Annotated in this window: 9 protein-coding genes; 6 read left to right on the top strand and 3 right to left on the bottom strand. The window is 73.0% G+C overall.

What is annotated here, in order from left to right:
* Positions 1–68 precede the first annotated feature (68 nt).
* On the top strand, positions 69–860 hold the full coding sequence (locus OOK31_RS10885; RefSeq protein ID WP_267012228.1) for a nuclease-related domain-containing protein: 792 nt from the start codon (positions 69–71) through the stop codon (positions 858–860).
* Between the two features lie 228 nt (positions 861–1,088).
* On the opposite strand, the gene OOK31_RS10880 is transcribed toward OOK31_RS10885, so the two are convergent.
* A complete protein-coding gene (locus OOK31_RS10880) occupies positions 1,089–2,168 on the bottom strand; it encodes a Ku protein (RefSeq protein ID WP_267012227.1) in 1,080 nt (359 codons plus the stop codon).
* 31 nt (positions 2,169–2,199) lie between these two features.
* On the opposite strand from OOK31_RS10880, the gene ligD reads away from it, so the two are divergent.
* On the top strand, positions 2,200–3,084 hold the full coding sequence (gene ligD / locus OOK31_RS10875) for a non-homologous end-joining DNA ligase (RefSeq protein ID WP_267012226.1): 885 nt from the start codon (positions 2,200–2,202) through the stop codon (positions 3,082–3,084).
* Positions 3,081–3,998, top strand: a complete 918-nt coding sequence (locus OOK31_RS10870) for an ATP-dependent DNA ligase (RefSeq protein ID WP_267012225.1) — start codon at positions 3,081–3,083, stop codon at positions 3,996–3,998. The genes ligD and OOK31_RS10870 overlap by 4 nt, the downstream gene beginning before the upstream one ends.
* A 51-nt stretch (positions 3,999–4,049) precedes the next feature.
* Here the strand turns inward: OOK31_RS10870 and OOK31_RS10865 are convergent, their stop codons facing one another.
* Both OOK31_RS10865 and OOK31_RS10860 read right to left on the bottom strand, forming a co-directional pair.
* Positions 4,050–4,448, bottom strand: a complete 399-nt coding sequence (locus OOK31_RS10865; protein ID WP_267012224.1) for a DUF6479 family protein — start codon at positions 4,446–4,448, stop codon at positions 4,050–4,052.
* Between the two features lie 179 nt (positions 4,449–4,627).
* On the bottom strand, positions 4,628–5,608 hold the full coding sequence (locus OOK31_RS10860; RefSeq protein WP_267012223.1) for an XdhC family protein: 981 nt from the start codon (positions 5,606–5,608) through the stop codon (positions 4,628–4,630).
* A 277-nt stretch (positions 5,609–5,885) separates the two neighbouring features.
* Between OOK31_RS10860 and OOK31_RS10855 the strand changes: the two genes are divergently transcribed.
* The 3 genes from OOK31_RS10855 to OOK31_RS10845 all read left to right on the top strand — a co-directional run bounded on the left by OOK31_RS10855 (position 5,886) and on the right by OOK31_RS10845 (position 12,607).
* Positions 5,886–8,075: a competence protein CoiA family protein gene (locus OOK31_RS10855; RefSeq protein WP_267012221.1), complete on the top strand. Its 2,190-nt coding sequence runs from the start codon at positions 5,886–5,888 to the stop codon at positions 8,073–8,075.
* A 447-nt stretch (positions 8,076–8,522) separates the two neighbouring features.
* The gene (locus tag OOK31_RS10850) at positions 8,523–9,956 is read left to right on the top strand and encodes a DUF234 domain-containing protein (RefSeq protein ID WP_267012220.1); all 1,434 of its coding nucleotides are present in this window, start codon (positions 8,523–8,525) and stop codon (positions 9,954–9,956) included.
* A 173-nt stretch (positions 9,957–10,129) separates the two neighbouring features.
* Complete coding sequence (locus OOK31_RS10845) at positions 10,130–12,607, top strand: helicase-associated domain-containing protein (RefSeq protein ID WP_267012219.1); 2,478 nt, start codon at positions 10,130–10,132, stop codon at positions 12,605–12,607.
* Positions 12,608–12,640 lie beyond the last annotated feature (33 nt).

Below are 12,640 nucleotides of genomic sequence, written 5' to 3'. Positions count from 1 at the left end.
TCGTTACACAACCGGGGGATTGCCCCCGCAGGCGCCGCCTGCTCCCATGGACGGCGGGGGTGAGGCCGATGCGCGGACTCAAGGTGCTTCCGAGCGGACGGCCCGGCCGGGGCCGGCTGTACGTCAACCGGCCCGACGGCCAGGCGGTCGCCTGGTACGACCGGCAGGCCAACCGGATCAGCGTCCTGTCGGACGACCAGCGCGAAGCGGTACTGGGGGTCCTGCGCCCGTACCTGACCGGCGACTGGACCATCGGCCCGCCCCCCGTCCCCACCGCCGCCGACCTGCGCCGCCTCGTCCTGCCGCCCGACCAGGACCTGGCCCCGAACCGCCCCGGCGAGGGGCTGCTCGGCGAGCTCGCGTACGGGTCACCGGGCAGCAGGGCCCGCCACCGGCTGCGCCTGGACCTCCAGGCGCGGCAGCGGGTGGGCGCCGAGCTGGACGCCCTGGAGGCGGCCGACTGGCGGACCCTGCACGACGTCCCGATCCCGGGGCTCGGCCTCCTCGACCACCTGCTGATCGGCCCGCCGGGCGTGTTCGCCGTACGCACCGTCCCGGGCCGCCGCCAGCGCGCCCGCATCGGCGATCTGCTGCTCACGGTGGGCCGCGCCGAACCCCGCCCGGACCCCCGCTGGATCCGCCGCGCGGCCGCCTACGCCGCCCGGGTCCTGTCCACCCCCGTCACCCCGGTCCTGGCACTGGACGACGCCTCCCGGGTGGAAGTGGCCCCGACGGTCCGCGACATACTCGTCCTCCACCCCCCGACGACCACCACCCTCCGCACCACACCCTCCACCCTCAAACCCCCGGACATAGAAGCCCTCTTCACCCAGGCCCGCACCCTCCCCACATGGACCTGACGCCGGCCACATCCAGCCCCGCCGGCGTTTGAGGCGCGGGGTCCGGGGCGGAGCCCCAGGTCCTTTCAGCCGCGCCGACGACAGCCACATCCAGCCCCGCCGGCGTTTGAGGCGCGGGGTCCGGGGCGGAGCCCCAGGTCCTTTCAGCCGCGCCGGCGTCTGAGGCGGGAACGGAGGAAGGGCGGGGCGGGGACCAGCGCCGCAGGCACCCCGCCCCCACCCCACCCCTCAGGCCGAACTCCGCTTGCGCGGCGCAGCCTTCTTCGCCGCCGAGGCACCCTTCTTCGCAGCGGCCGAAGTGGACTTGGCGGCAGCCGACTTCCCGCCGGCAGCCTTCGCGGACGCACCCCCCGCTCCCGCTCGCGTTCCCGCCCCCGACGCCGAAGTCGACTTCGTAGCCCGCTTCTTGGCGCCCCCCGCGGCCGCAGTCGACTTCTTCCCACCCACCGCCTTCGGCGCAGCGGCAGCCGCACCCGCACCCGCCTTCCTCCGGATCGGCGTAACCTCCGCCTCACCCCCCGCCCCCCCGCCCCGCGAAGCCCTGGCCGCCCGCACACTGCTCTCCAGCGCCGCCATCAGGTCGATCACCTGCCCGCCGGCGGGTTCCACGACCGCCTCCGCCGGCTCGTACGCCCCACCCGCCTTCGCCGCGATCATCGCTTCGACCGCTTCGCGGTAGTCGTCGTGCAGCGAGGCCATCTCCACCTCCCCGAGGGTCGCCATCAGCGCGTCCGCCAGGTCGAGTTCGGCCTCCCGTACGGACACCGTCACCTCCGGCGCCACCCCTTCCGGCGCCCGGATCTCGTCCGGCCACAGCAGCCCGTGCATGGCGATGACGTCGTCGACGACCCGCAGCATGCCCAGCCGCTCCCGCCCCCGCAGCGCGTACTTGGCGATGGCGACCTTCCGGCTCCGCTTGAGCGCCTCCCGGAGCAGCGTGTACGGCTTGGCCGCCGTGGCCCCGTTCGCCGCGAGGTAGTACGCGGCGTCCATCTGGAGCGGATCGATCTCGTCGGCGGGTACGAAGGACACGATCTCGATCGTCTTCGCGGTGGCGATCGGCAGCTGGGCCAGGTCCTCGTCCGTGATCGGGATGATCGACCCGTCCGCCTCCTCGTACCCCTTGCCGATCTCGTCGCCCGGCACCTCCTCGCCGTCCAGCTCGCACACCTTGCGGTAGCGGACCCGCCCGCCGTCGGGCAGGTGGATCTGGCGGAAGGAGATCGAGTGGCTCTCGGTGGCGTTCACGAGCTTGATCGGGATGCTGACCAAGCCGAAGGAGATCGCCCCGTTCCAAATGGATCGCACGGTTCCTCCTGATTCGTGGCAATCTCATCGTATGACGCCGATCACCATGGTGGAGGGGCGTCGCATCGCGCTCAGCAACCTGGACAAGGTCCTCTATCCCCGGACAGGCTTCACCAAGGGCGAGGTGCTGCACTACTACGCCACCGTCGCGGCCGCCCTCCTCGCGCACGTCCACGACCGCCCGGTCTCCTTCCTGCGCTATCCGGACGGCCCCGACGGCCAGCTGTTCTTCACCAAGAACCCGCCGCCCGGTACCCCCGCCTGGGTGAGGACCACGCCCGTCCCCCGCTCCGAGGAAGCCCGCGCGCAGCAGGTGATCATCTCCGACATGCCGGCCCTGATGTGGGCCGCCAACCTGGTCGTCGAGTTCCACACCCCCCAGTGGCGGGCCGACAGCCCCGCCGTCGCCGACCGGCTCGTCCTCGACCTCGACCCCGGCCCGCCCGCCACCGCCGTCGAGTGCTGCGCCGCCGCGCTGTGGCTGCGCGAGCGCCTCGCCGCCGACGGCCTGGAGGCCTACGCCAAGACCTCCGGCTCCAAGGGCCTGCACCTGGCCGTCGCCCTGGAGCCGACCCCGTCCGAGCGGGTGTCGGCGTACGCGAAGGCGCTCGCCCAGGAGGCCGAGCGCGCCCTTCCCGAGCTGGTCGTGCACCGGATGGCGAAGGCGCTGCGCCCCGGCAAGGTCTTCGTCGACCACAGCCAGAACGCCGCCGCCAAGACCACCGCCGCCCCCTACACCCTGCGCGCCCGGGAGCTGCCGACCGTCTCCGCCCCCGTCTCCTGGGAGGAGGTCGCGGGCTGTCGTACCGCCTCCGACCTGGTGTTCCTCGCCGATGACATCCCGCCCCGGCTGGCCCGCGACGGCGATCTGTTCGGCCCGCTCACCGATCCCGGCCGGGCCGGGAGGCTGCCGTGACCGGGGGAGCCGGTCCGGTCCGGGTGGCCCTCGCCGCGGCCGTACGGAGCCTGCCGCGCGGAGTGGGTCTGGCGTACGAGCCGAAGTTCGACGGGCACCGCCTGGTCGTCCTGCGCACGGCCTCCGACGTGGTGCTCCAGGCCCGCTCCGGCCGCATCGTGACCGCCGCCTTCCCCGACCTGGCGGCGGCGGCCCGGCGGCTGCCCGCCGGGACCGTGCTGGACGGGGAGGTGGTCGTCTGGCACGCCGGCCGCACCGACTTCGCCCTGGTCCAGCGGCGGGCGGCGGCGGCCACGGCGGCGCGGGCGGCGGTGCTCGCGCAGAGCCTGCCCGCCTCGTACGCGGCCTTCGACGTGCTGGAACTGGCCGGGGTGGACGTCCGCGGGCGCCCCTACGAACGCCGCCGGGCCCTCCTCGTCGACCTGCTGCTCCCGCTCGGCCCGCCGCTGCAGCCGGTACCGATGACGACCGATCCGGAGCTGGCCGAGACCTGGTACGAGACCCTGCCCGCCAGCGGCATCGAGGGCCTGGTGGTGAAACGGCTGGACCAGGCCTACCCCGCCGGGCGGCGCGCCTGGCGCAAGCTCCGCCACACGGACGTCCGCGACGCGGCGGTGATCGGCTACACCGGCTCCCCGCGCCGCCCGCTGGCGCTCGTCCTGGTGCTGGCGGGGGCGGAGGACGAGGCCCCGCTCGTGTCGAGCCCGCTGTCGGCGGGACTGCGTACGGAACTGGCGGCGGCGGTGACACGAGCCTCCGGTACCGGAGGTGGCACCGGCACCGGCACGGTCACGGCGATCGGCTTCGGCGAGGTCCCGTTCCGGCTCCTCGACCCGCCGCTGGCCGCCGAGGTCCGGCACAGCTCCGCCCGGCACCCGCCGCCGGAGGTACTACGGCTGCGGACGGACCTCTGACCCGCGCGGGACGCGCGAGCCAGAGGTCGTCCTTCCAGCCGGTCCAGGTGCTCAGACGGGCTTCACCCCGCCCAGCGGGGGCACGGTCGGGGGCTCCTTGGGCCGCGGGTTGGGGTGCTCGTACCCGGACTCCCGCTCGGCCCGGGCCTCCTCCTGGTGGCTGTGGGTCCTGGACCCGAAGTTTCCGTAGCCCTGCATCTCGTGCGGGCGCAGGCCGCTCTCGGGGAACTCGACGTACTCCCGCTCCTCGCTCACCTCGTACACGGCACCGCCGTCCGGCAGGTGGGGCTGGCTCTCGGCGCTGGGAGGCGGGGGCTCGTGGTCCCGGACCCGCCGGCCCAGCGCGAAGCCGCCGAGCAGAACGCCGACCACGGCCAGCCCGACGACCAGGAACCACGCGATGTTGGTCAGTGTCCTGTCCAACGCGATGTAGGTCAGGGTCTCGTTCATACGACCAAGTTTCGCGCACTTTCACCTGATACGCGCATCCCGTGCCCCGGCGCCGGCCGCAGCGGCCCGGCCCCGGCCCCCGGCAGCCAGCCGCACACCCTCCCCGCGCCCCCGTCCCCCACCCGCCCGGCACACGACGACATGGCCGCCCGCATCCCTGCCCGCGGGCGGCCGCCCCGTCACCTCAAGGGGCCGTCGGAGTCCCGCAGGCCGTTGCCCTCCTTGCCGCCCAGCACCCCGAGGATCTCGGCGCAGATGGCCAGCGCCGTCTCCGCCGGGGTCTTGGCACCGAGGTCGAGGCCGATCGGGCCGTGCACCCGGGCCAGTTCCGCGTCCGGGACCCCCGCCCCGACCAGCCCCTCGCGGCGCCGCGCGGTGGTCCGCCGCGAACCGAGCGCCCCCACGTACGGGATCCCCAGCGCGAGCGCCGTCCGCAGCGTCGGCACGTCGAAGTCCGGCTCGTGGCTCAGCAGCACCAGGCAGGCGGCGTCCCGGTGCGCGTGCAGCGCCTTCTCCGCCGCGACGGCGGTGTCCACCGTCACCGCCTCCCACCCCAGCAGCTCCGCCTGCCGCCCGATCACCGCTGCCAGCTCACCGCCGCCGCCGATCACCACGTACGGCGCGGACGGGTACGCCTCCACGAGCACCAGCCCGGACCCCCCGTACAGCGCGTCCCGCCCGGGCCGCCGGGTCCCGAGCAGCTCACCGGCCCGCCGCGCGGCGTCGTCGGCGGCCGGCTCACCGGCCCGGACCACCTCGCTCACCGCCCGGTCGGCCGTCTCGCTCAGCCGGGTCACCAGCGCCACCCCGGCCCCGCTGCCGAGCAGTTCCCACCACTCGGCGGGCACCGCGGCCAGCGGCTGGAGCAGCACCTCGGCCTGCCCGCCGCACGTCAGCCGGGCCTCCTCGGCCTCGGCCCGCCCCACGGACACCTCGCACACCCGCGCCCCGTCACCCGCCCCCACGGCCCCGGCCTCGGCGACCAGCTCGGCGTCGAAGACCCCGCGGTACAGGGCCCCGACACACTCCCCGCCCGCGTCCACGAGCACCGCCCCGGCAGGATCCCGGGGCCCGAACCCCTGCTCGGTCACGGGCCGCGCCAGAAACGCCACCCGCCCCTCGGCCAGCCACTGCCGCGCGGTCTCCGCCAGCTCACGCATCCTCGTCGCCCCATCCTGTACGCGCTGTCTCCCCGCAAAGCGCCTGGTCAACGGCACAATGCGGCCTCACCGACCACCCTACGCACGCCCCCCACCCCCACCCACCCCCCAATCCCACAGACCCCACCCCACCCCCCTCGTACGGACCACCGGAACCACGGGATCGATGCCCCGGTGAGGTGGCCGTATCCTGACCGCGGCGCCCCGGTCCGACACCCAACTCGCCCGCGACGCACCGCAGAAGGCCAGATCCCCCGCAAGCCCGGAGTCCCGCCACATGCCGTTCGACGAGGATGACACCCGGAAGGTCCAGACGGCCGTCGTCGGCAGGGCCGGCTCCGACTCCCCGGTGTTCCTTCCCTATGACCCGGCGGACTTCGACACGTTCATGCGGGGCCGTACCCGCGAGGACTTCTACTGCGGAACGCTCCTTGGAGGGTGCGGGAAGAAGCTGACGGCGAAGAGGTACACGGACAAGAAGTGCCACTTCGCGCATCGCCCGCCCGTCCACTGCCGTCGCACGGCGAACGGTGAGTCGAGCGCCGACCACCTCTACATCGGGCAGGCCCTCCAACGATGGCTGCGCCGACAAGGCCATCGCGGAGTCGCCGTCTCGTATCCCGATCTCGGTTCCGGTCCCGGTGGCGCGGTCGAGCTCCGGTTCGCCTCGGGGGCCCGGCTCCTTCGCGTGCAGATGGATCGGCTGCCCTCCCGGACGTGGAGGGACGCACGCGACCGGTTGGGAAGGACGCACGCCGACGGAGTCCACTGGGCGTACGGTCCCGACAGCGGCCTCGCCCACAACGAGGTCGAGGTGTCCGGGCACGCCGTCCGTTTCTCGTGCCGCACCGAGCGCGGTACCCGTGAGGTCTACGTCGGAACGCAGTCCGGCGGGCGCGCGGTCGTATTCGTGCCGCTTGCCGAATGCCGCCTGACGGACCGCGGGATCGTCACCAGCCGTCCGGCCGACCCGCCCACCGTGGCGCCGGAGCAGGGGCCGGTACCGTCGCCGGTGACGTTTCCACTGGCGCCGGGAGCCATCGCGTTCACCGGCGCTGTCGAGGTTCCGACCTCCGCCGGGGATGGCAGACGCCACTACGACGTGGACGCGCAGCCCCTGGGATCAGCCGCGATCCGGGCCCGGATCGCGTTGCCGACCCATGTCCCCGCCCCGCCGACCCATCTGGTGCACCTGCTCGACGGAGCCCCCTGCCTCCTTCCCCTCGCAGACGAGCCCACGGGCCGGTGGGTCATACGCGCCGAGAGCGTGGTCCCGCTCCAGAGTTCCGCGGACCCGCGCTGGCCGGAACTCAGGCCTCCCGCACCGCCGAGGCCACCCGCGGTGGGGGACAGGGAACGACTGGTCGGGCATTTCCGCACCCGCCTGACGGACGCCGCGCACCGACAAGGGCTCGTTGACTGGGAGGACCTCGTCCGTTCCGCAGGACACGAACCGGCGGACTTCTCGACCGTCCAGCGGGTCGAACTCTTCGCCATGCTGGACCGTCCGCGCAGGGACGGGAAGCCCGTGCTCTCCTCGCTGGTCAAAGCGGCGCACCAGGAGTCGGGACCCGCTCCGTTCTTCGCCGAGGTACTGGCCGGGCTCGGCTGGAAGGCCGACCTGCCCCGTGCGCGGGTCGCGGAGATCTGGGAGCGCCAGAGGAAGACCGCGTACTCGCTGGTTCGGGCCGAGCGGCCGCTGCTCGTCGCGCCGGTGAAAACCGAGACGGACGAGGGGGATCTGGCCACCAGGCTCCGTCAGGCGCTCCGTCAAGTGGCCAAGGGCCGGGGCGTCATCAAATGGGACACCTTGCTCAGGCAGCAGGGCCTGGACAAGAGCTCCGTCCCGCCGGCGGCCCGGGTACGACTCCTCGCAGCCGTGGACAGGCCCCACCGAGCAGGCGCCCCCCTGCTTTCCGCGCTGGTGAAGACGCAGGGCCAGAAGGCGGGGCCGGCACCCTTCTTCGAGGACGTCCTGGCCGAGCTGGGCTGGAAGCCGACCGCGGCCACTCCCACCGTTTTCGCCGCGTGGAGAGCGGGCCGGGACGCCGCCTACCTCGCTGCCGGGCATGTGATCGGCAAGGGCGCTGCCGAGGCCTCGTCGAAGCTCGGCGCGGACCAGGCGGCACTGGTGAAAACGATACGGCGGACGCTGGTCGACGCGGCCCGTCGCCAAGTCTGCGTGGGCTGGCACACCCTGGCGGATGCCGTCGGGAGACACCCCAAGGAGTTCACCGAGAGGGACCGGCTCGCCGTCCTGGCGGCGGTGGACCGCGCCGCCCGCACGACCGGGGTGATGCTGTCCTCGCTGGTGATCGGAGCCGGGCACGCACCCGTCCCCTATTTCGCCGACCTCCTCAGGGAACTGGGCCGCCCGCACGACCTGCACCCCATCCAACTCGGCCAGGTACGCAAGTACGAGCAGGCCCATGCGTTCCGGATCTACCGACAGGGGACCACGGCCTGATCCCCGCCAGGACGACCGCGGTTGTGCGGGACGAAGTCCGGAGCGAAGCCCCGCACCGTCCCGAAGCCCCGACAGCTCCCCACCGAGCCCGACGGCCGACCAGGCACCACCTGACGCGGCCAACCCCCGCGAACCACAGGACACTTGGCCGCACATACGCGAAGACCCCGTCTCAGCGTTGCCGAGGCGTTTGCCCAGGCCGGATGGATAGCTGATGGGTCGTCAGGCCTGTCGTCCCACGCATGTCCCACGACTCGGAAATGTACTTAATGTTACAGAATGTGCATGGTGTGGGCTGTGGTGGCTGAGGCGCCGGCGCGCGGATCCTTCCCCGCCGCCTCGGCGAGGTTGCCGACGGGACCGCCAGAAGCGAGCTAGCATCTAAGTAAGATTCAATCTACGTAAGATCGAATCTATGTTTCATGAAGCCTGGGGGATGAGGCGCCGATGGAGTTCAAGGGCAGGTCCGCTGATCTGGATCAGCTGGCTCGGCAGCTGGGTCTGGTGGTCGGCGGTACGGGCGCCACGCGTGGTCAGGCTGTGATCGTGACGGGCCGGCGCCGGGTGGGGAAGTCTCGCCTGGTCCAGGAGTTCTGCGACCGTTCCGGGCTTCCGTACGTGGTCTTCCAGGCGACCCGGGGACGCAACGCGGTGACCGAGCGGGCGGACTTCGCCGCAACGCTGGCGCATTCCGCTCTGCCCGGGGCTGAGCTGGTGGCCGGGTTGCAGGCCGCCGACTGGAACCAGGCACTGCGTTCCCTGGCGGTCGCGGTTCCGGACGATGCCCCGAGTATTGCGGTGCTGGATGAGGTGCCGTGGCTGGTGGAGCAGGACGGGGAGTTCGAGGGGGCGCTGCAGACGGTCTGGGACCGGCACCTGTCCGCCAAGCCCGTCCTGTTGATCCTGGTCGGCAGTGACATGTCGGTGATGGAGGCGCTGCAGTCCTATGGCCGTCCCTTCTTCGGCCGGGCGGCCAAGATGACCGTACAGCCGCTGCATCTGGCCGATGTGCAGGCGATGACCGGCCTTGACGCGGCGGAAGCGGTGGACGCGCTGCTGATCACCGGAGGGTTCCCGGAGATCGTTCAGTCCTGGCGGCCGGGGATGGGCCGCCGAGACTTCCTGCGCGAGGCTGTGTCCAACCCGCTTGCGCCGCTGTTGGTGGCGGGCGAACTGTCGCTGCTGGGGGAGTTTCCCGAGGCGTCCCACTCACGCGCGATCCTGGAAGCGGTCGGCAGCGGCGAGCGGACCTTCTCCACCATTGCCGCACAAGCCGGTGGTGCCGGCGCGCTGCCCTCGGGCACGCTGTCTCCGCTGCTGAACACGCTGCTGGCCAAGCGGGTCCTGGCCGCTGACCTGCCGCTCTCGGTCAAGGCGGACAGCAAGAACAAGCGCTATCGGATCGCCGATCCGTATCTCCGGTTCTGGCTGGCTTTCCTGCAGCGCGGGATCCCCCTCATCGAGCGTGGCCGTGGTGATCTGGCGCTGGAGCGCATCGAGCGGTCGTGGACGACATGGCGGGGCCGGGCCGTCGAGCCGGTCGTCCGGGAGTCGCTGCTGCGGCTGCTGCCCGACGAGATGTGGCCGCAGACGGAGGCGGTCGGGGGATGGTGGAACCGGCAGAACAACCCGGAGATCGACCTGATCGGAGCCGACCGCGAACCCGTGGCAGGGCAGGTTCACTTCATCGGCTCGGTGAAGTGGCTGGAGTCGCAGCCGTTCGGCCGTCGTGAGTACGACGCCCTGGTACGGGACATGCTCGCCGTGCCCGGTGCCGAGCCGGACACGGCGCTGGTTGCGGTGTCCCGTTGCGGTGTCGAGGACGATCTCCCTCTTGCGGCGCATTGGGGTCCGGAGGACCTTGTCCGTGCCTGGCGGTAGCCAGGGAAACCGCCAGGGTGGTCATGGTGATGTACCTGCCTCGGGCGCCCAGTGGCGGGAGACATCGACTGCGTTCTCAGAACCTTCCGGACGTCGAAGCCCGTCTGCGCGGCGGCGAGGTGACGGGTCCGGTTCACCCCCGCGGGGTGACCGGACGGCGCTAGCCTGGCCGGGTGAATGCGCGTACCGCCCTTGTGAAATGGCTGGGGACCCTGGATCCTCAGCGGCTGACTGCGTTGCTGGAGGAGCGGGATCTGCCGCTCGCCGCCGGGTACCAACGGATCACCACCCTCCGCGAGCTCGCCGCACACCTGCTCACCGACGAGTCGGTGGGCCAGGGCCTGATGGCGGGCACCGCCGGAGAACTGGAATTGCTCGCTTCCATCGCCGCCCTTGCCCTGGAGCGGCACGGCCCCGTAGCCGGTGGTGAGGTCGAGGACGGGCCCCGGTATCCCTGGCAACAGCGGAAGCCCGTTCCCCCGGTGGAACCCGCGGACCGATTGGTGCCTGAGCGGGACGTACTGTCCTGGTTCGAGCCGGGGGAGAAGCGGCAGCGGGCGGAACACACACTCACCCGACTGCGGGAGCGCGCGCTGCTGCTCCCCGCGCCCAAGGGCCGACTGGCGCTCCCACCACTGCTGCACGTCCGCGCCGCCGGGTTCGACGGATACGGGCGTACGGCCGACCGGCTGCTGACCAGCGCCTACAACGCCCCCGAGGTCAAGCGGATCGCCGCGAACCTCTTCGGCGAGGGCGCGGCCCGTACCCGCGACCAGGCCCAGGAGCTGATCACCGCTCTGCTCGCCGATCCCGCCCGGGTGCGGGCACTGGTGGCGGACGCCCCGGTCCGGGCGCTGGAGCTGCTGGACCACCTGGTACCCGGCCCGCCGCTGCTGCGGACCCACTGCTTCGTCGGCCGGTACGGGTCGCAGTCCGCGGGCCCGGACGCCAAGTACGTCTTCCGGGAGGGCGGCAGCGGTGACGAGGGCACCGACTGGCTGGCCGGGCGCGGACTACTGATCCCCTCCGGCCTCGACCTGGTGGAACTTCCGTACGAGGTCGCCCGTGCGCTCCGCGATGAGGGCGCGGCGCCCAGCCCCCGGCTGGAACCGGAGCCGTTCACCGCCGCCGCGCCGCTGCCGTCCGGCTGGGAGGGCGAGGGTGGCACGGCCGCCGCGGCGGCCGCCTGGCGGGCCGAACTGGTCCTGCGGGCGCTGGCCGCCCAGCCGGTCGCGATCCGCAAGGCGGGCGGGATCGCCGTACGGGACACCCGGCGGCTGGCCAAGGCGGCCGGGGCCGATGAGGCCGACACCCGGCTGTGGCTGGACCTCGCGGTGAACGCCGGACTGGCCGCGCCCCGGGACGACGAACCGGCCCCCGCTTCCCGCGGCCGCCGGAACCCCAAGGCCCCCAAGCCCTCCGCCCGGCTGCTGCCCAGCGACCGCTACGACGCCTGGGCCGCCGCTCCGCCCGCGGGCAAACTGCTGCCGCTGCTGGCAGCCTGGGCCGTGGTCCCCGCAGTACTCAGTCACTGGCCGGACCCCGACGAGACCCCGGTCGCGCTCATCAGCCCGCAGGACGAGGACGCCGTGACCCTCCGCACCGGGGTCCTGCGAGCGCTCGCCGTCCTCCCCGACGGACACGGGCTGACCGGGAACGCGCGGGGATACACCGAACTGCTCTCCCTGGCCGCATGGTTCCAGCCCGCCCTGCGCGCTCACCTGGCCGCAGACGCCACGGGGGAGCTGACCGGCCTGGACGGAGTCCTCGACCGCATGGCGGCCACCCTGACAGAGGCAGCCCTGCTCGGCGTGGTCGCCCACGGCGCGCTCACCCCCGCCGGGCGGGCCTTGTGTCGACTACTGGAGGCGGGAGCCGCCCACCACTACCCGGCAGTGCCCGGCGCGGGCACCGACCCGTCCGCCCGCGGCTCGGAGGGCCTGGGTGAAGACCTATCCCTCCGCCCCACCCTGGCGAAGGCGGTGACCACCCTCCGCGAGGAGCTGTACGCAGCGCTGCCCGAGCCCAGCGACAAGGCCCGGTTCCAGAGCGACCTGACCGCCACCGTCACCGGCGCGCCCGCGCCCGCCCTAGCTGACCTGCTCTCCGCGGTCGGCGACATCGAGTCCGAGGGCCACGCGGTGGTCTGGCGCATCACGGCAACCTCCATCCGCCGGGCCCTGGACGCCGGCTGGAGCGCGGACGAACTACTCGACCGCCTCACGGCGGCAAGCGAGCGCGACACCCCCCTCCCCCAACCACTGGCCTACACGATCAAGGACACCGCCCGCACCCACGGACAACTCAAGGTCGTCCGCTCCGCCTGCTGCATCCGCTCGGACGACACCGCCCTGATCGCCGAGGTGGCCCAGTCCCGAGCCCTGACCAGACTCCGCCTGCGCCGGATCGCCCCCACGGTCCTGATCTCCACGGCCCCGCCGGAGGAGACGCTGTCAGCCCTCCGCACGGCCGGCTACGCCCCCACCCAGGAAGCCGAAACGGGCACCACCCTCCTGGACCGCGCCCCCACCGACCGCGCCCTGAGCCTCACGCCCACTCTGGACCACGCTCACGCTGCACACGGTGAACCGGGTCGCGGCGCCCCTGCGAGCGCCCGCCTACTGGCCGCCACCCTCACCGCGGCCGGCTAGGAGGCGCGCGTCAGACGTCGCCTTCGGTGCCCA

It is taken from the genome of Streptomyces sp. NBC_00249, assembly GCF_026342355.1.
Classification (GTDB): domain Bacteria; phylum Actinomycetota; class Actinomycetes; order Streptomycetales; family Streptomycetaceae; genus Streptomyces.
This window is presented reverse-complemented; position numbering and strand designations above follow the sequence as displayed.

What these genes read in the sequence shown, in the direction of transcription:
- OOK31_RS10855 (WP_267012221.1), top strand. Translation starts at nt 5,886, where the DNA reads ATGCCGTTCGACGAGGATGACACCCGGAAGGTCCAGACGGCCGTCGTC.
- OOK31_RS10885 (WP_267012228.1), top strand. Translation starts at nt 69, where the DNA reads ATGCGCGGACTCAAGGTGCTTCCGAGCGGACGGCCCGGCCGGGGCCGG.
- OOK31_RS10865 (WP_267012224.1), bottom strand. Translation starts at nt 4,448, where the DNA reads ATGAACGAGACCCTGACCTACATCGCGTTGGACAGGACACTGACCAAC.
- OOK31_RS10850 (WP_267012220.1), top strand. Translation starts at nt 8,523, where the DNA reads ATGGAGTTCAAGGGCAGGTCCGCTGATCTGGATCAGCTGGCTCGGCAG.
- ligD (WP_267012226.1), top strand. Translation starts at nt 2,200, where the DNA reads ATGACGCCGATCACCATGGTGGAGGGGCGTCGCATCGCGCTCAGCAAC.
- OOK31_RS10860 (WP_267012223.1), bottom strand. Translation starts at nt 5,608, where the DNA reads ATGCGTGAGCTGGCGGAGACCGCGCGGCAGTGGCTGGCCGAGGGGCGG.